17 protein-coding genes and 2 tRNA genes are annotated in these 22985 nt (G+C 39.8%); 12 read left to right on the plus strand and 7 right to left on the minus strand.

The window, feature by feature from the left end:
- Nucleotides 1–29 precede the first annotated feature (29 nt).
- From AVJ20_RS14835 to lldP, 5 genes are all read right to left on the minus strand, one after another.
- Nucleotides 30–2066 (minus strand): NADPH-dependent 2,4-dienoyl-CoA reductase, encoded by a 2037-nt coding sequence (locus AVJ20_RS14835; RefSeq protein WP_111885767.1) that lies wholly within the window; start codon nt 2064–2066, stop codon nt 30–32.
- Between the two features lie 182 nt (nt 2067–2248).
- Nucleotides 2249–3940 carry a D-lactate dehydrogenase gene (dld, locus tag AVJ20_RS14840; protein WP_111885779.1) on the minus strand — a complete coding sequence of 564 codons (1692 nt, stop codon included), beginning with the start codon at nt 3938–3940 and terminating at the stop codon, nt 2249–2251.
- A 321-nt stretch (nt 3941–4261) separates the two neighbouring features.
- On the minus strand, nt 4262–5416 hold the full coding sequence (lldD, locus tag AVJ20_RS14845; protein ID WP_111885768.1) for an FMN-dependent L-lactate dehydrogenase LldD: 1155 nt from the start codon (nt 5414–5416) through the stop codon (nt 4262–4264).
- Between the two features lie 2 nt (nt 5417–5418).
- Complete coding sequence (lldR, locus tag AVJ20_RS14850; RefSeq protein ID WP_078189144.1) at nt 5419–6162, minus strand: transcriptional regulator LldR; 744 nt, start codon at nt 6160–6162, stop codon at nt 5419–5421.
- A 32-nt stretch (nt 6163–6194) separates the two neighbouring features.
- Complete coding sequence (gene lldP / locus AVJ20_RS14855; RefSeq protein WP_171319310.1) at nt 6195–7862, minus strand: L-lactate permease; 1668 nt, start codon at nt 7860–7862, stop codon at nt 6195–6197.
- 618 nt (nt 7863–8480) lie between these two features.
- On the opposite strand from lldP, the gene argG reads away from it, so the two are divergent.
- The gene (gene argG, locus AVJ20_RS14860) at nt 8481–9824 is read left to right on the plus strand and encodes an argininosuccinate synthase (RefSeq protein ID WP_078189146.1); all 1344 of its coding nucleotides are present in this window, start codon (nt 8481–8483) and stop codon (nt 9822–9824) included.
- 82 nt (nt 9825–9906) lie between these two features.
- Here argG and AVJ20_RS14865 read toward each other — a convergent pair whose 3' ends face one another.
- A complete protein-coding gene (locus AVJ20_RS14865; protein WP_111885769.1) occupies nt 9907–11163 on the minus strand; it encodes a sensor domain-containing diguanylate cyclase in 1257 nt (418 codons plus the stop codon).
- Nucleotides 11164–11314: 151 nt separating this feature from the next.
- Here AVJ20_RS14865 and pyrC point away from each other — a divergent pair, with 151 nt between their 5' ends.
- From pyrC to AVJ20_RS14900, 8 genes are all read left to right on the plus strand, one after another.
- Entirely contained in the window at nt 11315–12349 is a 1035-nt protein-coding gene (pyrC, locus tag AVJ20_RS14870; RefSeq protein ID WP_111885770.1) for a dihydroorotase, read from the plus strand.
- Entirely contained in the window at nt 12334–12993 is a 660-nt protein-coding gene (gene rnt, locus AVJ20_RS14875) for a ribonuclease T (protein ID WP_078192915.1), read from the plus strand. The genes pyrC and rnt overlap by 16 nt, the downstream gene beginning before the upstream one ends.
- Nucleotides 12994–13013: 20 nt before the next feature.
- Nucleotides 13014–13089 (plus strand) — tRNA-Glu (locus tag AVJ20_RS14880).
- A 206-nt stretch (nt 13090–13295) separates the two neighbouring features.
- Nucleotides 13296–15836, plus strand: coding sequence for a TonB-dependent receptor plug domain-containing protein (locus AVJ20_RS14885; protein ID WP_111885771.1), 2541 nt, complete (start codon nt 13296–13298; stop codon nt 15834–15836).
- 50 nt (nt 15837–15886) lie between these two features.
- Nucleotides 15887–16723 carry a hypothetical protein gene (locus AVJ20_RS14890; protein ID WP_111885772.1) on the plus strand — a complete coding sequence of 279 codons (837 nt, stop codon included), beginning with the start codon at nt 15887–15889 and terminating at the stop codon, nt 16721–16723.
- A 227-nt stretch (nt 16724–16950) separates the two neighbouring features.
- Complete coding sequence (locus AVJ20_RS14895; protein ID WP_162689780.1) at nt 16951–17487, plus strand: hypothetical protein; 537 nt, start codon at nt 16951–16953, stop codon at nt 17485–17487.
- Between the two features lie 65 nt (nt 17488–17552).
- Complete coding sequence (locus tag AVJ20_RS18455) at nt 17553–17705, plus strand: hypothetical protein (RefSeq protein ID WP_168379378.1); 153 nt, start codon at nt 17553–17555, stop codon at nt 17703–17705.
- Nucleotides 17706–17833: 128 nt separating this feature from the next.
- Entirely contained in the window at nt 17834–19261 is a 1428-nt protein-coding gene (locus tag AVJ20_RS14900; RefSeq protein WP_078192919.1) for an amino acid permease, read from the plus strand.
- Between the two features lie 156 nt (nt 19262–19417).
- Here the strand turns inward: AVJ20_RS14900 and AVJ20_RS14905 are convergent, their stop codons facing one another.
- The gene (locus tag AVJ20_RS14905; RefSeq protein WP_111885774.1) at nt 19418–20110 is read right to left on the minus strand and encodes a hypothetical protein; all 693 of its coding nucleotides are present in this window, start codon (nt 20108–20110) and stop codon (nt 19418–19420) included.
- Between the two features lie 106 nt (nt 20111–20216).
- Here AVJ20_RS14905 and AVJ20_RS14910 point away from each other — a divergent pair.
- From AVJ20_RS14910 to AVJ20_RS14920, 3 genes are all read left to right on the plus strand, one after another.
- Nucleotides 20217–20292: transfer RNA gene (locus tag AVJ20_RS14910), tRNA-Glu, on the plus strand.
- 123 nt (nt 20293–20415) lie between these two features.
- Nucleotides 20416–21834, plus strand: coding sequence for an amino acid permease (locus tag AVJ20_RS14915; RefSeq protein WP_111885775.1), 1419 nt, complete (start codon nt 20416–20418; stop codon nt 21832–21834).
- A gap of 112 nt (nt 21835–21946) precedes the next feature.
- The gene (locus AVJ20_RS14920; RefSeq protein ID WP_111885776.1) at nt 21947–22852 is read left to right on the plus strand and encodes an alpha/beta fold hydrolase; all 906 of its coding nucleotides are present in this window, start codon (nt 21947–21949) and stop codon (nt 22850–22852) included.
- Nucleotides 22853–22985 lie beyond the last annotated feature (133 nt).

Consider the following 22985-nt stretch of genomic DNA (forward strand, 5'->3'; position numbering starts at 1 on the left):
TTTCAAATGAATATTGTTTCGCCAAATCCTTAAAGTTTAGCCGCAAGCTCCGCACCTTCACGTATTGCGCGTTTTGCATCTAACTCTGCTGCTAGTTTTGCGCCACCAATAATATGGTAATTGGCAAGGGTTTTCTCACCCTGTTCTGGCATCAAATGCTTTACCGATTCCTGACCTGCACAAACGACAATCGTATCTACACGTAATAATTGATCATGCCCTTCATATTCAACCCAAAGACCTTCATCAGTAATGGCTTTGTATTGAACACCACGCAGCATACGAACCGCATTTTTCTTTAATTGTGCACGGTGCACCCAACCTGATGTTTTACCTAACCCTGCACCAAGTGTAGTTGTTTTACGTTGTAATAAATAAATTTCTCGAACGGGAGGTTCGATCTCAGCAGCCTGCATACCGCCTTCTGTTACATAGTTTGGATTCGGATCAACACCCCACTCCCGCTGCCAATCCGCTAAAGGCATTGGTTGTGGCTGATGTGGTGGTTTGAGTAAAAATTCAGATACATCAAAGCCAATGCCGCCTGCACCAATCACAGCAACTTTATTGCCCACAGCTGCGCCTTTCAACACTTCTGCATAAGACAAGACATTCGGGGCATCACTACCTTCGATTTTTAAACTGCGAGGAACCACACCTGTTGCAATAACAACTTCCTCAAACCCTTCACGTTCAAGTTGTTCACGGTTTACACGCGTGTTTAAACGCAGATCGACACCCGTTTTTTCGATTTGAACTTTAAAGTAGCGAATCGTTTCGTGAAATTCTTCTTTGCCGGGAACGACTTTCGCCAAATTAAATTGACCACCCACCTCTGCACCAGCTTCAAATAGTGTCACCGCATGGCCTCGGCTTGCTGCAACCGTTGCAGCAGACATGCCTGCCACGCCACCACCGACGACTGCAATACGCTTCGGTTTTTTAGTTTTTAAATAAACCAATTCAGTTTCATATGCCGCTCGTGGGTTGACCAAACACGTCGCACGCTGATTTTTAAAAGTATGATCTAAACAAGCTTGGTTACAGGCAATACAGGTATTAATTTCATCGACACGGTTGGTCGCCGTTTTATTTACCCAAAATGGATCTGCCAAGAATGGACGCGCCATTTGCACCATATCTGCCTTGCCTGAAGCTAAAATTTCTTCAGCTGTATCTGGCATATTGATACGGTTGGACGCAATGACAGGGATCGCAACATGTTTTTTGACTTCAGCGGTATAGTCCACAAACGCTGCGCGAGGCACTGAGGTCACAATTGTCGGAATACGTGCTTCATGCCAGCCAATCCCCGTGTTCAGCAACGTCACACCTGCGGCTTCCAATGCTTTAGCAACAGTAATGACTTCTGCCATGGTGTTCCCATCATGAACCAAATCGAGCAATGACAAACGGAAGCAGATAATAAATTTCTCACCCACTTCAGCACGTATTGATTTCACAATATCAACCGCAAGGCGCATACGATTTTCAATTTCACCGCCCCAACGGTCTGTCCGTTGGTTGACATGACGGCTTAAAAATTGATTCAACAAATAGCCTTCCGAACCCATAATTTCAACACCATCATAGCCGGCCTTATGTGCAAGACTTGCCGTTTTGACATAATCATCAATGGTTGAAAGAATTTGTTTGTCCGTTAATTGACGTGGTTTAAAAGGTGAAATCGGAGATTTAATCGGACTTGCTGACACTGCAAAAGGCTGATAGCCATAACGCCCAGCATGCAAGATTTGCATTAAAATTTTGGCACCATGCTTATGTACTGCATGGGTCACCAAGCGATGCGGAGCAATATCACCTAACGTATTCATGGTACCGCCAGCAGGTAACAGCCAACCTTGACGGTTTGGCGAAATACCGCCTGTAATAATCAGGCCGACACCACCTTTCGCACGCTCACCAAAATAAGCCGCAAGCTTAGGATAATTATAAAAACGATCTTCCAGCCCACTATGCATGGACCCCATCACGACACGGTTTTTAATCGTGGTAAAACCCAAATGTAAAGGCTTTAAAATATTTGCATAGCTAGTCGTTGTCATGCTGAATCCTTATTTTGGCTTTGCAACTTGTTGCATAACACTTTAGCGGTTTTTTTATATTTTGGGATGACAATTTAGAAAATATTCTTCGTATTTATAGTCAATACCTCCTAATATATAAATCCTCGAACCATAAAAAAAGCCGTGATATATCACATCACGGCGTGTTGTTTTATAAAGCATTATTTCCAATGTTTCAGCTTACTGGTTTGTCCAATCCCGACATTAAAGCTATTGGTTGGATCCAGTTTTTGATAATGATTTTTTAATGCAGGCTTGGCCACATACAAATGCCCAACATTGTGTTCCGCAGGATATTCAGCGCCACGATCATCGAGTAAATGCCACATTGCATGTTCCATTGCCAAAGGGTCTACGCCTTTTTTCACAATATAATCTTGATGAAAAACATGACAGAGAAAATGTCCATAATAGAGTTTATGGATAATTTGCTCATTCATGGCTTTCGGCAAAGTTTCGACCCATTCACGATCATTGCGACGTAATGCAATATCTAAAGCCACTATATCTTCAACTTCTGAACGATGCGTATCACGATAACGAATTGCAGCACCTGCCACCGCAAAGCGATGTAAAAATGCCTTACGACCTTCTTCATCCGTACATTTAAAATATTTGCCTGACGTTTTATCTAAAAAATACGTTTTCAAATACGCATCAACTTGATCAACATCCTGATTTTCAATACGAATCATCAAATGATGTTCATATAAATCACGAAACTCATTCATACGTTTTGGCAGATGATTCGGCATAAATTTAGTGACGAGTTGTAAAACTTTATCCGATAAACCTTGCAAACCCAGTTTTTCTAAATAGCCATCGACTTTATCTTTCATGGCAAAAGCAGCAGGAACTTTTGCGGTGCCGAATTTTTCAATAAATACAAAAGAATCTTTACCGTATTCAGCCCCAATATCGTATGCCACACGATGAATGTACTCACCTGCAATCGGGAGGCGTGCAAGATCTTTTAATAGAAAACGACGAATTTCGGTTAAATCATCTTGTGAATTGGTCCCTACATAAAACACCTGACTAGGGATTTTTTCAAAGGTATCTAAACGTACTGCAAAGACGCAGACCTTACCTGCTGAACCCGATGCTTCAAATAAACGGCTTGGATCGGCATTAAAACGTGCAGGCGTATTTTCATCAACCTGCTTTACGTCATGTGAATAGCGTTGATCTGACGCACAGCAGCTTGAATTATTCACAATATCATTGATTTGATAGTTTTTATTTTCCAGCGCTGTGAGGATTTCTTCAGGCGTATTGCCAAGATTGACACCTAGATGATTGACCAACTCTAACTCACCTGACTCATTCACTTGTGCATACAGTGCAAGCTCTGTATAGGCAGGACCGCGGCGTACCAAAGCACCCCCTGAGTTATTGCATACGCCGCCCAAAACCGATGCCCCAATACACGAAGAACCAATCACCGAATGTGGTTCACGATTAAATGGCACCAAATCTTTTTCAAGTTTGTCTAATGTCGCACCCGGTAGACAAATCACTTGCTTGCCTTCATTAATCACTTGGATGCCAACCAAACGACGTGTACTTATCAGCACCACAGGACGGTCATAGTCATCACCAAACGGCGTTGAACCACCTGTCAGACCTGTATTGGCGGCTTGCATAATCACAATACAATTTGCATCCACAGCCGCTTGCAGCACTTGCCATTGCTCAAGTAATGAGGCTGGTGTAACCACAGCCAATACTTTTCCTGCACCGTAACGGCGACCTTGGCGGTATAAACGTGTGTCTTTATCTTCAGTTAAAACGTGTTGCTTACCAACGATGTTGATGAGGTTTTGAATGGTTTGTAATGATTGAGTTTGCATGCTCGTAGAATTTTCCATTTTCATTATTTTCTCTCCTCGCTAAAGAGGAATTGCATTGTTATGCAATGAAAAAATATTGATTTAAATAATTTTAAACAACGTAGGTTTATTTGCACATATCAAAAGTTTTTAGTCATTGTTATTAAAATCTATAATGAATATCCCTTCTCCCTTTGGGATGAGTAGCAATGCTACACAAGAGGGTTAGGAGAATTAATCAATAAATACCTCTCCCTAACCCTCTCCTACAAGGAGAGGGAACTTTCATTTTTTAATTTTTTTTGATGACGAATAACTTTCCCAAGAGATCTATTCAAAAAATCACCCAGCCAACTCTTTCTCTAACTTCACCAAACAATCAGATGTAATATCCGCAATGGTTTTTGCACCAGTTAAGGTCATCGCAACACGCATTTCTTTATCAATCAGTTCTAGAAGATTGGAAACACCCTCACCACCTGCTGCACCGAGTGCATAAACAAATGCGCGACCGAGCATACAGGTATCTGCACCCAAAGCCAGCATACGCACCACATCTAAACCATTTCGAATACCTGAGTCAGCAAGAATTTTAATATCGCCTTTTACTGCATCTGCAATTGGCGGTAATGCACGCGCTGATGATAAAACCCCATCGAGCTGACGGCCACCATGGTTTGACACCACAATGCCATCTGCACCAAAACGCACTGCATCTTTGGCATCTTCAGGGTCAAGTATGCCTTTAATAACCATCGGGCCATCCCAAAATTCACGAATCCACTCAAGGTCTTTCCATGAAATTGATGGGTCAAAGTTATTGCCCAACCAGCCGATATAATCTTCCAAACCTGTTGGTTTGCCCAAGTATTTAGAAATATTCCCTAAGTCATGCGGACGACCTAATAAACCCACATTCCACGCCCAGTGTGGGTGGAAACACGACTGCATATAACGGCGCATGGCAGCATTTGGGCCGCTCATCCCCGAGTGTGCATCACGGTAACGTGCGCCCGGAACAGGCATATCCACGGTAAACACCAGAGTTGAACAGCCTGCTGCTTTGGCACGTTCTAAGGCATTTTTCATAAAGCCACGGTCACGTAGCACATATAACTGAAACCACATGGGACGCTGAATCGCTGGCGCCACTTCTTCAATTGGACATACTGAAACGGTAGACAGCGTAAATGGAATGCCCTTTTTATCTGCGGCAACGGCTGCTTGAACTTCACCACGACGTGCATACATCCCTGTTAAACCCACAGGTGATAGAGCCACAGGTATCGATAAGGTTTCATTAAACAGTTGGGTTTCTAGACTCAGCTGTGACATGTCATTCAGCACACGTTGACGCAACGCTATTTTTGATAAATCTTCTACATTACGCTTTAAGGTATATTCGGCATACGCCCCGCCATCGATGTAATGAAATAAAAATGGCGGTAAACGACGACGTGCCGCTTCACGGTAGTCATTGGCAGAAGAAATAATCATGCTTATATCCTGTTTAATCGACTGGCACGCTGACGACGAGCTTCTTCTTCATCAATCATGCGCACCTGTTGTACTACAAACTCAATGTGTCCACAGACTGCTTTACGTGCAGCTTCAGGATCACGACGTTCAATTGCATTCATGACTTGAAAGTGCTGATCATGCAATTGATCAAATCGGTGTGCTTCGCTATAAACTTTTCGACGACCTAAAACGACATTAAATTGCAACAGATCAAATAGACCACGCATCATCTGAATCAACACTAAATTGTGTGAAGCTTCAGCAATTGCTAAATGAAATTTGGCATCTGCACGCGCTGCTTCATCGTCATTGCCTAAAGCCTGAAAATGATTGATCTGATCATAATAATGTCGGATATGTGCCAAGTCCTCTGCTGTAGCACGTTGTGCCGCATACCATGCAGTACCACCTTCTAAAATAATGCGCGCCTCTTGCACATCAAAACGGTAGGCAGGGTCTTCACTAATCAAACTGCTGATGGGCTGCACAATTTGATAACTCGACCAAGTCGCAGGTAATTGCTTTAAAAAAGTCCCCGCACCGACTTTACTGACCAACACGCCCATGCTGGTCAATTGAGAAATCGCTTCGCGTAAAGAGGTGCGTGAGACGCCAAGTTGTTCACACAGTTTCCGTTCAGCAGGCAGACGATCTCCAACTTGCATATTGCTTTCTTCAATCAATACACGAAGACTTTGAACAGTTTTATCAGAGACTTTCATCTGCTTTCCTTAACGTTGTTACACAATGCGTGTTATGGAATCATCCAAGGGAACACATAAGCTTGTAGGGTGATTAAAATCCCCATCATGATTGTGAACGTTATACTGTGTTTTACGGTAAAACGGAATAAATCCGACTCTTTACCTACCAATCCAACTGCCGCACATGCAATTGCAATTGACTGGGGTGAAATCATTTTTCCTGTCACACCACCACTAGTATTGGCAGCAACGAGTAATACTTCTGGCACACCAATTTGCTGTGCAGTGGTTGCCTGTAATGCAGCAAATAGTGCATTGGCTGACGTATCTGAACCCGTAAGGAAGACACCAAGCCATCCTAAAAATGGCGAGAAAAAGGTAAAGGCTTGGCCTGTATGCGCAAGTGCCAATGCCAATGTTGCCGACATCCCTGAATAGTTGGCGATAAATGCAAAAGCCAAGACCATTCCAATCGAATAAATTGGAATTTTTAATTCATTAATGGTTTCACCAAAGGTCACAATTGCTTCTTTAGGCTTCATTTTTAAGAAAATAATGGTAATGATCGCAGCAATGACAATTGCCGTACCTGTTGCCGAAAACCAATCAAATTTATAGATGGCATCGTAGTCCTTCATTTCAGGTACGACTGGCGGCATCTTTTGAACCAATTGATGTAAAAATGGCACTTTGATCGAAATAACCAAATCATGTAAGGCACCGTCTTTAGTAAATAAATCCTTAAACGGTTTAATACTCCAGATCGTAACCATCACCGTTAAGATCGCAAATGGCGACCACGCTTTTGCAATTTGACCTAAGCTATATTTTTGCTGTTTTTGCGCAGCAACATCTTCACTCATCGTCGCATCTTGATCTGCAAAGCGGAAAATATGTTTAGGCTGCCAATATTTAAATAAAATCGTTAATGACACTAAAGAAGCAATCGCCGCAGTAATATCTGGTAATTCAGGACCGACAAAGTTCGACGTTAGATACTGTGCAATCGCAAAACTACTCGCCCCAACCACAACTGCAGGCCAAGTTTCCTTCACACCGCGCCAACCATCCATAATCGCCATAATCCAAAACAGTACAATCGGTACCATAAATGGCAGCTGTCGACCAACCATCTGACTGATTTCCATCGTATCAACACCAGACACTTGCCCAGCAACGATAATTGGAATACCCATCGCACCAAAAGCCACTGGCGCTGTATTTACGATCAGACAAAGACCTGCCGCATATAAAGGCTTAAAGCCTAAACCTACCAATAGTGCTGCAGTAATCGCCACAGGGGCACCAAAGCCCGCCGCACCTTCGAGGAAAGTACCGAAAGCAAAGCCAACTAACAGCATCTGTAATCGTTGATCTTCAGTAATGGAAAGAATCGAAGAACGGATGATGTCAAACTGCCCAGTTTTGACTGAAATTTTATACAGGAACACCGCACCAATAATGATCCATGCAATCGGCCATAAACCGTAGAAGAAACCGTAGACCATCGAAGCCAATGCCATAAGCGCAGGCATGTCATAGGCAAATAAAGACACCAAAAGTGCCAGTACAACGGTGATCGTACCTGCCACACTGCCTTTTAAACGAAATACAGCAAGCGCCAAGAAAAAAAAGATAATCGGAATGAGCGCAATTAAACTTGATATCCATATATTCCCCATTGGGTCATATATTTGCTGCCATTGAAGCATTGTCATCTCCTTGAAATGCTTACTAAGATTTAATTATTGAGCAATATCAGCATGTGGTCTTTTCTCATTGGTATGACCAATATAAAAATCAAAGACATAAAAACTCATACTATTGCTGAAATACTCCGCAATTTTTAAATATTTCAACTCAATCATTCAAGCTTTTCTTGTTTTTGGTATGACCAATATTTAATATAAAAACATTATTTTCTAGTTTAAATTTTTAACAAACCTTTTTTAAATATCTGTTTTATATTTATTATTTATGAATAGATTTTATAAAATATACTTTAGTCTAATAACCAAGTTTTGTTTGACCTCAGTCTCATTTCAGCGAAAAGGATAAAAACCAAATCAACCCAATATTGGTATGACCATTTATTTAAATCAAATAGATTTCTTTATATTTGCATCCTATTTCTTTCAGAAAATGCATTTTCTGCCTGCAAAAACTAGATGAAGTATTCAACAATAGATTTCAACGATCATTTTTTTCTACCTCATCGCTTGTATCTCATGATTTTTTAGAAAAACCGTGCAGAAAAGTGCTACAATCGCGCACATATATGTATTCTTTCAGGCCACCCATTCTCGGTGCCTATATTTATATCGTTAGGATTAACAATGACTGATAATGCAACTATCTTGCAGAATGTCCCAGTTGGCAAAAAAGTTGGTATTGCCTTCTCTGGTGGTCTAGATACTTCAGCTGCGCTTTTGTGGATGAAACAAAAAGGTGCGGAACCTTATGCTTACACAGCAAACTTAGGTCAACCTGATGAAGACGACTACGATGCGATTCCAAAAAAAGCGGAAGCGTATGGCGCAGTTAAAGCTCGCTTAGTTGATTGTCGTTTACAACTTGCTTTAGAAGGTATTGCGGCTATTCAATGTGGCGCTTTCCACATTTCAACTGGTGGTATGCCTTATTTCAACACGACTCCTCTTGGTCGTGCAGTTACAGGTACAATGCTTGTAACCGCAATGAAAGAAGATGACGTAAACATCTGGGGTGACGGTTCGACTTATAAAGGTAACGACATTGAACGTTTCTACCGTTATGGTCTGTTGACTAACCCATCGCTAAAAATTTACAAACCTTGGTTAGACCAAACTTTCATTGACGAGCTAGGCGGCCGTGCAGAAATGTCACAGTTCCTCATCGACAATGGTTTTGACTACAAAATGTCAAAAGAGAAAGCGTACTCAACTGACTCAAACATGTTAGGTGCGACTCACGAAGCAAAAGATCTTGAATACCTAAATGCGGGTATCAAAATCGTAGACCCAATCATGGGCGTTGCGTTCTGGAAAGATGACGTCGAAGTGAAAGCTGAAGAAGTTTCTGTAACTTTCGAAGAAGGCTTCCCTGTTGCATTAAATGGCAAACGTATCGAAAACCCAGTTGAGTTCATTCTTGAAGCTAACCGTATCGGTGGTCGTCATGGTCTAGGTATGTCTGACCAAATCGAAAACCGTATCATTGAAGCAAAATCTCGTGGTATCTACGAAGCTCCGGGTATGGCACTTCTTCATATTGCTTATGAACGTTTAGTGACTGGTATTCATAACGAAGACACCATCGAACAATACCGTATTAACGGTCTGCGTTTAGGTCGTCTTCTTTACCAAGGTCGTTGGTTCGATTCTCAATCATTAATGCTTCGTGAAACTGCGCAGCGTTGGGTTGCTAAAGCAATCACAGGTACTGTGACTTTAGAACTTCGTCGTGGTAATGACTACACTATTCTAAACACTGAATCTCCTAACCTCACTTATGAAGCTGAGCGTTTAACTATGGAGAAAGGTGACTCTATGTTTAGTCCTGCTGACCGTATCGGTCAATTGACTATGCGTAACTTGGATATCACAGATACTCGCGCTAAATTAGGTATCTACACAAACTCTGGCTTACTTGCAGTAGGTACAGGTTCTGCAGTGCCTCAATTAAAAGACAAAAACAAATAAGATTTGTTGAGTCATAAAAAACCGCGCATTTTGCGCGGTTTTTTATTGCCGATTTCAGAGAAGTTCTCAATTTTATTAAACATTAAGCCACATGTGCTGAACGAATCGACTGATAGTAAATTTGATTCCGGCCTAATTGTTTCGCACGATACAACGCCTGATCGGCAATATTTAACAGTTCATCCTTCGTCATATTTTCAGCACGATATACCGTAATACCCAAACTAATAGTGACGTGATTTGAAACCTGTGATTTGGCATGTGGAATTTCTAAACGATCGATTGCTTTATAAATATTTGACGCTACCGCATAAGCACCATGCGCATCGGTTTCAGGCAATAAAACCACAAATTCTTCACCACCATATCGCGCTACAAAATCCATATGTCGAATGGCATTTTTAATGGTTTTGGCAATGGTTGAAATTACATCATCGCCTTTTTGATGACCGTAAAAATCGTTATAGTTTTTAAAATGATCAACATCGATAAATAGCACAGCAAGCGAGGTGTTATTACGTCGAGATTGCTCATAAAAGGTATCAAGCATTTCATCAAAAGTACGTCGGTTTGAAATCTTGGTTAATTCATCATGCTGACTTAAATGTAAAAGCTCTGTGGTATGAATACGATGGATTTTTTCACTAATATCCGCGCGCAGCATATTCAAAAATATCATCCGTTCACGCGCACAGAGCATCTTACTGATTGCAAAACCCAATACACAGCTTCCAATCAGTACACGCCCCAACACCATCACATCAAATTTCACTTCTAATGAAAAAAGCATCAACATGGTGACCACAGCAGCCAACAAGCCAGACATCAACATTTGGACCGGTTTCACCCCAGTCAAAATGTAGCTCAAGATGTAAATCATACAAAGGATCATCATGGCCTGATGTTTAAGTGCTTCGGTATACACGGTCATGGTGAGCCAAGACATTGAAATAACGGCCCAAAACACTACAAACATACTGGCATGTGAAAAATAAGGCTTCAGACGGTCATAACGGGCAAAGGCATATAAAGCCAAAAGACACAGCGCACCATTGAGCTGTCCAAGCAAACAACGAATAAAATCATGCACAAAATACTGTTGATCAATAATCCAGTAATCTCCGGGAATGATCAGCATGGTAAGCACAAAGTAGATCAACACTCCCATCCAGAAAAAATGACGTATGTTGGTTTGCGCACGATCGAGGTTTAAAGTCCAAAATTGTGTTTCCAGTTTTTTAGGAAACATTTCCCCTACACGACGAGTTTGCCGTGTAATCAGTTCCTCTATTTTTTCTTTATCGTATTGCAACTTTGCAAGGTTATACTTGTATTCCATTTCCAAGCATTTATCTAATTCTTTTAGTCATTTAAAAATACCACAGTTTTATTCTTTATTTATATCTGTTCAGTCATTTGTACATAAATCTCGTTACCATTTTCACATTATTTGCATTATCATTTGTTTTATTTCCAAGCTTGGAATCGCTGTGAATACGATTACTCTTCTTCAGCCAGATGATTGGCATGCACATTTACGTGACGGTCTAGCCCTAAAGCGTACAGTTCCTGATTTAGCACAACAATTCTCTCGCGCGATTTGTATGCCAAACACCGTACCACCGGTAAAAACCGTTGAAGAAGCAAATGCATACCGTGAACGTATCATGGCACATGTTCCTGAAGGCGTTCACTTTGACCCGCGTATGGTGCTCTATTTCACAGACAACACCCCTGCAAGTGAAGTTAAAAAAATTAAAGAGTCTGAGCATGTTAATGCCATTAAGCTCTATCCAGCGGGTGCAACCACGAACTCAGACAGTGGTGTCAGTGATATTAGTAAAGTCTATGGTGTGATTGAGCAACTCGAAGAACACCAAGTGCCGTTACTGTTACATGGTGAAGTGACGCATAACCATGTCGATATTTTTGACCGTGAAAAACGTTTCCTTGATGAAGTGCTTTCTCCACTGTTAAAACAGTTCCCTAAATTAAAATTGGTGCTAGAACACATCACTACTAGTGAAGCTGCGCATTTTGTATTAGAACAAGACCGTAATGTGGCTGCGACAATCACACCGCAACATTTATTGTTTAACCGTAATGACATGTTGGTGGGTGGCATTAAACCGCATTTCTATTGCCTACCGATATTAAAACGTCAAACCCATCAGCAAACTTTGCTCGAAGTTGCGACCAGTGCGAACCCTAAATTTTTCTTAGGTACAGACAGTGCGCCGCACTCAAAAAATGCTAAAGAAAATGCATGTGGCTGTGCAGGATGTTATAGTGCACCAACAGCAATTGAGCTATACGCTCAAGCATTTGATCAAGTCGGTAAAATCGACCGTTTAGAAGGTTTTGCAAGCCACTTTGGTGCAGACTTCTACGGACTCCCTCGAAATACCAATACCATTACTTTGGTAAAAGAAGATCAAGTGATCCCTGAAAGTTTAGACTACTTGGATGGCGAAAAAATTATTCCGTTGTATGCGGGTAAGACCATCCAATGGAGAAAAGTGTGACAGATGAAACTCGACCAGTCATTGGTCAACGTTTCCGTGGATTCCTACCTGTTGTTGTCGATGTCGAAACAGCAGGTTTTAATTCACAGACCGATGCCTTACTGGAAATTGCAGCTATTCCTATTGTGTATGATGCAGAAGGTAACTTTGTACCGGGTGAAGCCCACCATGCACATATCAATCCATTTGAAGGTGCCAACCTTGACCGTCGTTCACTGGATTTTATTGGTGTAGATCCATTCAATCCGATGCGTATGGCCATGGCTGAAGATGAGAAATCAGCATTAAAACGTATTTTTAAGTCAGTGAATGAAGTACGTCGTCAACAAAACTGCACACATGCGGTTTTAGTTGGTCATAATGCCCATTTTGATTTAGGTTTTGTACAGGCAGCTATTGCACGTACAGGGACAAAAAATCAAAATCCTTTCCATAGTTTTTCCGTATTCGATACAGTGACTTTGAGCGCTGTAATGTTTGGACAAACTGTGCTGGCAAAATCATGTATTCAAGCTGGTATTGAGTTTGATGGTAAAGAAGCACACTCTGCACTTTATGATACTCAGAAGACCGCTGAACTGTTCTGTTATATTTTGAACAAACTCGGCCCTCACCTACTTGACACTATGATGGCGGATCAATAAGATACCGCCATCTTCTAAACGTCCCTATCGTCTAGAGGCCTAGGACATCGCCCTTTCACGGCGGTAACCGGGGTTCGAATCCCCGTAGGGACGCCAATACTTCTTATCAAGCTTTTTCTTTTTTCTAATATTCATAACGAATGAATATTCTTAAATCATCACTATTTCTATCTTAATTCTCATTGACTGAATTTCTGTGTATTAAAAAAACATTTATTGCAAATAATTCTCATTTCTATTGATTATTCCTGTAAAGTTAATGATAATCGCTATCGTTTTTATCTGCATAATTGTTGACAGCCATGCGCTTTGCCTATTCTCCCCTCAATCTCGCAATTTTGACTGCTTTAGCATCTCAAGCTTATGCTAATGAAATTGATACAACTCAATTTATTCAAAGCAATAATCTCAAAATGTCGCCGATTGAAGTTGAAGTCAAAGCCAAGCAAGAAGTAGGTACAACCGTCTACACCAAAGAAGATTTAGAAAAAACGCCGAATAGCTCAAAAAATATCACAGACTTTTTAAAAGTTAATCCGAATGTACAGTTTTCAAATGATCAAATGGCTGCAGGTACGCAAGCGAATTTAAAACCCAATGAAATATCTATTCATGGCGCACAATCATTCCAAAATAAATTTATTGTGAATGGCGTAAGTAATACAAACATTCTTGATCCGCTTGGTTCAGGGTCAAATGCTGGTGAATACGGTATTACTGATGTGGGTTCCCAAGGTATTGCTATTAATACCGACCTACTTTGTAGCCTAGAAGTTTTAGACAGTAATGTTAGTGCAAAATATGGTAGTTTTGCAGGCGGTGTAATTAGTGCTGAAACATGCGCTCCTAATACCGAAATTGGTAAAATCCACGGTAGTATCAGTTATGATTATACTGAGAGTGATTGGAATCGTTATCACTTGAAAACTGATGCTGATAAAGGCTTATTCGATGGCGAGTCAACACAAGAAAACCAAAAAGAATATGTCCGTCAAGGTATTAGTGCCAATGTCTATAGCAAACTTTCCGAAGTCTATGGTATTGATTTTTATGCCTCTCAACGAGGCTCTAAAATTCCTGTAGAAAGTGGTTTACCTTCACCAAAACAGATCGACCAAAAGAAATTAAATACCAATATTGGTGCAACCTTATTCGCAAATCCGAATGAAGAAACTAAGATGAAATTTGGTTTCTCTTTAGGTGACTTAGAAGATAATACCTATCTGAATAAGCGTCGAAATTCACACGCTACTAGCAATAATAAGTCTGCTTTAATTTTTGCAGAAATAGAGCATAAAAATGCTTGGGGCAAGCTCAAACAAAAATTAAATTATCAAAGTATCGACAACCAACGTGAAACGGATTCTGATACAGGAATTAACTGGCTATATGCTGAAGGAAGTAAAGACTGGAACAACACCGAAAAAGTATGGGAAGGCTCATCCGCTGCAAATATTGATTTAAAACAATCAACAATCAACTACGAACTTGATGGTATTTTTAATCAATTTAAACTTGCAGACACGCAACATCAGATCAGTGCAGGATTTGCCTATCATTATGACGATGTTCAATGGGAACGAACGAAAGATTTCTTAACTTTCTATGGTGTTACCTCAGGCAACTCTCAAAACTTATATGACCTAGAAGGTGGTAAGTGTCAAATCAATGATCCGCTTTGTGATGAAAATACAACCACCGAATTCATCAACAATAAAGTCAATACTGTATATAACGGTCAGTATTTTAAGCAAGGTAACTTATTTAAAGCAGGTACATTTGATGGGCAGTACCAACAAGCCTCGCTTTATATACAAGATGATATTCACTGGAAAAACTTTAATGCTCGCTTAGGTCTCCGTGCTGATTACGACGAAGCAAATAATAATTTCAACTTTGCCCCACGCAGCAGTATCAACTATCAACCTTTTAGCAACAATTTATTAACACTAACATCGGGCTGGAACAGTTACTACAGTGCTCCAACTTATATGACTGATTTACGTCAGCATTTAACTTCTTTAGATGCCTATCTAATGCGTAATGATCAAAATTCAGCATGGGAGGAAGAAGAAAAAACTTCATATGTAGATACAAAGCGAAAAGATTTAAAAACACCTTATGCGGATGAAATAGTCGTTGGACTCAATAGTCAATTTAAAAATACAAATCTAAGTCTAAAATGGGTAAATCGCCAATATAAAGACGAAATTTCACGTGATCAAATTGGTACTGGTGTTAATCGTTACTTTCAATATGGCAACAATGGTTATGGTGAAAATGACACGATAACTTTTGAAATAAATACCCTAAACCCATTAAAACTTTACAACACAGAGCATCAGTTGGCTTTAGCAGTTAACTACACTGACTCTTATCGTAGTACTCCAGACTATACCAGTAATTATAAAGAGGAAGAAATTCGTAAACTAATTTCGTATGATGGAAAAATCATGGAATTTGGCGACCGACCAGCTTCAAATTATAATCAACCACTTACGGTACGTGTCTCTTGGGATATTGGCTTTGATCGTGTTCCTGTAAAAATTTCTAATTTCTTTAGCTATAAAGGAACATATGAACAAATGCTCACTGCAAGTTCTGCGGATAAAGTTGTTCATAATGGTGTAAAACTTGATACGTACACACTAGAAGATGTAAAACCTCGTTTTACATGGGATATGCGTACAACATATGACTGGAATATTTCAAAAGATTATTCAACTATATTAGGACTAACAATAAATAATATTACTAACCGTAATAATCTTTATGTAAGTGGTAGCAAACTATATTCCGAAATAGGACGACAGTTCATTGCTGATGTCACATTTAAATTTTAAACTTCCCCTATCAAGAGCGCTATAAGCGCTCTTTTTTATAGAATCGTATAATGAAAAAAATAATCTTACTCTTTGGCCTGTGCATAGTATGTCTCGGTATCTTCATCTACATTTTTAGACCCGAAGCCAGCCTACCGACAAATCCTTCAAATACTGTTGAGCATGATGCCAATCAGACAAATCAAACAGCATTGAATGATGACCAAGAATCTTCTATTCCCAAAACAAACGATCGTGACACTCAAATACAAGCGAAAAAACCCAAAAAATTGAGCGAAGATGCAATACAGTATTACCGAACAGCAACCAAATACGGCTGGGAATCAATCGTTCTTGATTTCGAAAATGGAACCATTCTAAAAAGTAAAATGCCTAAAGGGGAAAAAGAAAAACTTTGTGAAATTGCATTGAGTCAAAGCACTGCCGATCAAACCAAACGCTTATTTAAAGCAAATTGCAAACCACTCAATGGCCGTTCATCCTCTATGATTATTAATGGCGCATTAACCAATGCAGAAGGCAAAATAGATCAAAACGAAATCATTGAAAAATTAAAATTCTACAAATCGGAAAATGTTTTACAAACACACGTTACATATAAATTTGGCCCGTATGAAGAAAAAAGCTCTTTGCAATCCAAAGCAATTGGCTGGGGGCTTGAAGAGGTTTCTGATTATTTGCTGAGTATTGGTGTCGATTACACGGGCGTGGATGGTAATTTAATTTTAGACAATATCAAAGGCCGTAACCCTTCTGTGAGTTTGGTTCAAAAACTACTGAATGCAGGAATCGAGCCCAATAGTAACGTTTATAAACAAATGGAACAGAATGACTTTTCAACCAAATATCCTGACGTTTACAGTTTATTAAAAGCACACAAACCATGAAAAACATCGTTATTACCAGCTGCCTGCTAATGAGTATGCATTGCTTTGCAAATGCTCCATTACCACAAAATCACGCTACCAATGCACCATCAGTGAAAAACATTCACGACTTTAAAAAGATCAAAGGGATGACAAATGATGCATCTCGTTATTATAAATTTATAAACATATATGGTTGGTCAGCCATAGTGCAGGAATTTGAAAATAAAAATATTCAAAGCAGTAAAATGAAAAATAAAGAAGTTAAAAAAATGTGTGACACAGCGCATCTTGTACTTCCACTTCAAGATATCAAGCGACTGATTGCTGCTAATTGCAAACCCAGCTCAAACGATGTCACTTTTAATACCATCAATAGGACTTTAAAAAATGGCGATGGTTCTATTAATGAACAAGAAATTATTGCCAAGTTAGAATTTTATAATGCATTAGGATTATTAAAAACACATCAAACATACGGCCGTGGCTATCGTGCAGAAACATATAATTTACTCTACAAAGCTGCCCGTTTTGGTTTGCCTGATGTTTTTGATTATCTCCTGAATATCGGACTCACAGTAAAATATACCGATGGTAACTTACTGAATACACATTTTGATGGTCGCTCTCCACAGCTCGCTTTAACCCACAAAATTTTAAAACTGGGTGTCGAGCCAAATGCTTCAACCATCACGATCATGCAACAACGGAACTTTAAACAACACTACCCTGACACCTACCAAGTCATCCTGTCCAATCTAAAACAGAAAAACCGTAAACTTTAATTAATTACAGCCTGACTGGTTTTGTTTATACTTCAGCTTGATCTATTTTGATGTAAGAATACCCTATGTTTAAAAAGTTGCTCTTGGTTTTAGCCATCTTATTTCCATCTGCACTCTATCTGTATATTGTGAGCCGCGATGACAACAAAGCCCCTGTAGCTGAACAAACTCAAGTACCCGCAACTTCTGAAGCTGAGTATCAAACTCCTGACCATTAATCTAATGGTCAGTGTTAAAGATTTAAATTTTAGATCAGTATTATCATATTATAAGAAAAATTCGATTTATCAATCATTTCACTGCATTCAATCATAAAATATACCTTTCGTTCAATTTTCTTTTCACTATGCAATCTCCCTCTGAACCTTCGCAACACTCGTCTGCTGAAGGTAAAAGTCCATCGCTTAAACGTGCGATGACGACTCGACACCTTGTGATGCTCTCACTTGGTGGTGCAATTGGTACTGGTTTGTTTATGGGTTCAGGTGAAGTTATTTCACAAGCTGGGCCTTTAGGCGCTGTTCTTGCCTATATTATTGGCGGTTTAATTGCCTACATGGTCATGCTCTGTTTGGGTGAACTTGCCGTACATTTACCTGTTTCTGGCTCTTTTGGTGCTTTTGCGACAAATTATATTGGCCCGGGTACCGGTTATATGGTGTCTTGGATGTACTGGTTGGGCTGGTCTGCCACCTTAGGTACAGAATTTACTGCTGCTGCTATATTGATGCAGGAATGGTTTCCACAAACCTCTATTTGGTTATGGACACTGATCTTTGCAGCTGGTGTACTGATTTCTAATTTAAGCTCTACACGCGCATTCGCAGAGTCAGAATTTTGGTTATCAATGGTGAAAGTTGCAACAGTGTTGATTTTCATCATCCTTGGTTTTGCCTGCATCTTTGGTTTCGTGCCTTTCCAAGGCTATGAATCAGCTCCAATGTTCCACAATTTGACAGAACATGGTTGGCTGCCAAATGGTTTGTTCCCTCTGTTTGCCACGCTATTGATCGTGAACTTTGCCTTTAATGGTACGGAGATGATTGGTATCGCTGCAGGTGAAACTGAAAACCCTGAAAAGAATGTGCCTAAAGCCATTCATGCTGCGGTATGGCGCTTAATCATTTTCTTTGTCGGCACTATTATCGTCATCAGTTCCCTGTTGACCTATACCGATGCAGGTTTAAATGTTGGTGGACATGGCGGCTTAAGTAGTAGCCCATTCGTTTCCGTATTTAACCTGATGGGCATTCCCTATGCAGAAGACTTAATTCGTTTCGTCATTATTACGGCTTTACTGTCTACAGCTAACTCTGGTTTATATGCTGCATCACGTATGATGTGGGCGCTGTCCGCACAAAAACAATTACCACGTGCTTTCGGCAAATTAAGCAAAACTGGTGTGCCTTATATTGCTGTATTGGTCACTATGATCGGTGGTTTACCGGGTCTATTGTCAGAACAATTTGGGGCAGATGTCATCTTCAAGAACTTGATGGGGGTTGCTGCCTTCACCATGGTGATCGTCTGGATGAGTATTTGCTGGAGTCAATTTAACTTCCGTCGCCAATGGCTGAAACAAGGTCATAGCGTTTCAGAGCTTAAATTCCGTACACCATGGTTCCCGCTGGTTCCAATTCTTGGCTTTGTCTGCTGTACCGCAACAGGTTTAAGTATGGCTGCAGATCCTGAAATGCTTTCTGGCTTTATTGGCTGTCTGATCTTTATGGCAGCGTGTTATGCAGGTTATTATTGGTTATATCACGATAAATAAAATAGTTAAGGTGGCTCATTAGCCACCTTTTTTTATGAAACTATTTCTCTTCTCTATGAGAGAAAAATTAGGGTTTCCATATAAATTCAAAAATGATTTGTGGGAGCAGTTTAATCCACAAAAACCACTGTACAAATTATAATTTAAGGAAATCGTTCAACTGCTTTTCGTCAATGAGTTTTTATCCTCGCTCAACACCAAGATATAATCCCATACTTTCAACTCCAATGCGTCCTTTTCGGATTTTGCCCCCTTAGAAACATTAGCTAAAAGACACGCAGCTACTATTGCTAGAAATATTTGGATAGATACTCTCAAACTTGTATTGGATATTAATTCAACAAAAGTAAAGTTAAAAACTATTAATGAAAGTGGCAAAAGCACCCGACTTGAATTCATCTGTTTTTTAAATTCAGGAAAATCACGATTAATAACCAATAAATCTTGTTTGTCTTTACTCCACAACATTGGCTCAAAACATACATCCAATTTTTTTTCTAATCTTTCAAGTTCTACATCATCACTAGACAACTGATATCTTCGAACCTTTAAGATTAAATATAATTTAAAAAAGCTCTGGATATCTAAAAAATAATGAGAATCATCTAAAGATTTGAGGTGATTATACGTAATTCTACTTTCCCCATCTAAATCCCTAAATAAAAGTTCATCAATAATTCTTTCAAACTCTGATTTACTGATATACGAAGAAAAATTATTTGGATAAACGTCAAACCAATGCAAATAATTCAATAAAACTATATAGAATCTTTGATGGACTTTGCCCACATTAAATTGATTGATTTCAAATAAAATTCCAGAAATAAACTCATTAAAATTATTTTTCATTAAAAAAATTCTGTTTTTGTTTCATTTATATACATTTAGAATATAACAATGAAACTCTATTTTGACAAATATAGATGGGCTATGTACTATACACCCACCTCAAAACGTCCCTATCGTCTAGAGGCCTAGGACATCGCCCTTTCACGGCGGTAACCGGGGTTCGAATCCCCGTAGGGACGCCAATTTTTCTGTCAGCTCTGACAAACTTAAAGTTTATTTATCTATAATTTATATTAATTGATTGCATCATCATTGCATTCTTCTCTACAATTACTCGCTTCATTATTTGATTCTCCTTTTTCTCTATGCAGTCATCACATTCTCCGAATGATGCTTCGCATCAGGGCAATTCTGCGCCGTTAAAACGCGCTATGAGTACTCGACATCTGGTGATGATTTCGCTTGGCGGCGCAATCGGTACTGGTTTATTTCTTGGTTCGGGTGAAGTCATTGCACAAACGGGGCCTGTAGGTGCCATTATTTCGTATTTTTTAGGCGGTATTATCGCCTATATGGTGATGCTTTGCTTAGGCGAGCTCGCTGTACATATGCCTGAATCTGGTTCATTTGGCGCTTATGCTAAACGCTATATCGGACCGGGTACGGGTTATACCATCACTTGGCTGTATTGGCTGACTTGGTCCGTAACGCTAGGAACTGAATTTACCGCTGCTGCACTTTTAATGCAGGAATGGTTCCCAGACAGCTCTATGTGGATGTGGACCTTAATCTTTGGTGCTTTTGTATTCTGCCTGAATATGATTTCAACCAAATGGTTTGCTGAATCTGAATTTTGGCTAGCCTTAGTCAAAGTGATTACCGTTGTAGCCTTTATTATTTTAGGTCTATTGGCCATTTTTGGTATTTTAGGCTATCGAGGCTATGAAGCTGCACCGCTGTTTAGCAACCTCACTGCACAAGGTTGGTTCCCTGAAGGCTTGTTCCCAATCTTCGCTACTATGTTGATTGTTAACTTTGCATTCTCAGGTACTGAACTGATTGGTGTTGCTGCGGGTGAAACCAAAGATCCAGCGAAAAATGTACCTAAAGCAATTAACACGGCGATCTTCCGCTTATTGATTTTCTTTGTGGGTACCATTGTTGTTATTACTGCATTATTGCCACACCAAGAAGCTGGCTTATCTGCCGAAGGTGTAAGTAGTTCACCTTTCGTAACGGTATTCCAGCACATTGGTATTCCTTATGCAGAAGACATCATCCGCTTTGTGATTATCACAGCCCTACTTTCTGCTGCAAACTCAGGTTTATTTGCTGCATCTCGAATGATGTGGTCATTATCCTATAGTAAGCAATTACCTGCGGTGTTCTCTAAAGTGAACTCGCGCGGTATTCCTTATGTTGCAGTAATTGTGACCATGATCGGTGGTATGCCAGGCTTACTTTCTGAGCAATTTGCACCAGAAACCATCTTCAAAAACTTGTTAGGTGTTGCTGCATTTACCATGGTGGTGGTGTGGATGAGTATTTGTTTAAGCCAATTCAACTTCCGCCGTCAGTGGTATAAAGAAGGCAAAACTGCCAAAGATTTAGCTTTTGCTGCACCACTCTTCCCAATCGTGCCAATACTCGGTTTTGTATTCTGTCTTATTACCTGTATTAGTATGGTATTTGACCCAGAAATGTTGACTGGCTTTATCTGCTGTATGATCTTCATTGTGGCGTGTTATTTCAGCTACTACACCTTGTATCACAACAAAGATTGATCTGCGTTGTCATACCACCAAACACGATAAAAGAGTAACTTCGGTTGCTCTTTTTTTATGGCTATATTTTAATAAAAGTAGAATAAAAACTGGTCCGTCGATGAGGTGCAATATGCAGATCATCTTTATCCATGGCATGAATCAACAGCAACAAACTGCACGTTCGCTCGAACAGCATTGGCTTGCACTGTTGTCTCAAGGCTTAAAGCAAAGCCATCAAGAGACTTTTTTATCGTATATACAGCACCATATGCGCATGCCTTTTTATGGAGACTTACTCACGCGTTATCATTTGCAGAATATGCTTCAAGCCAGCACCTTGACACCTCAAACGTGGCCACATTTTCCGTTTATCCATCGCACTGAACTCCCAGAAAAATCACCAAAAGTACTTGAGCATCACGCTGTACAAAATAATCTACCTGACATCACCCTCAATGATGCTATTGGATTAAGCCAATCATTCAAATCGATCACTGCACTTGGCAAAGATCTTGCCCTACGCGATTTTGCAGTTTTAATGAATTATTTCCCAAAATTACATGCCACACTTTTGCATAAATTTTTGGTCGAAACTTATCTCTATTTATCCAATCCACACTTTATTCAGGCAGTTCATACTCGTCTGCATGAGCAATTACATCAAACGAAACCCACCCTGTTGATTGCACATTCATTAGGTAGCGTGATTGCGTATCATTTTTTACTGTTACATCCTGAACTCAATATACAGCGCTTTATCACCTTGGGCTCACCTTTGGCTTTTCGTGTCATCCAAGCCCACTTACCTCAGCCTTTACAGCGGCCTGATGCAATTTCAGGCGATTGGTTAAACTTTTATTCACATGATGATTTTCTCAGCGCTTTTCCACTGAGTCAGGCACCATTTGATTTTCAACCCGCCATTATCAACCAGCAAATTCAGACATCGATTGAACACCCACACGATATTGCTGGATATTTAACGCATCCAGAAGTTATTGCTACAATCTTACAAGTGTTGAAAAAACCGACATAAATAATGTATTTTTCAAACATTTTTAGCAAATTGTTTTAATTTTATGCACTCAACAACAAAAACTGAATTTATTTATAGAAAAGCGTTTGACACCCCCCGATTTTCACCCTAATATACGCCCACCTCTGAAACG

This window comes from Acinetobacter sp. CFCC 11171 (genome assembly GCF_003268405.1).
GTDB classification, from domain to species: domain Bacteria; phylum Pseudomonadota; class Gammaproteobacteria; order Pseudomonadales; family Moraxellaceae; genus Acinetobacter; species Acinetobacter amyesii.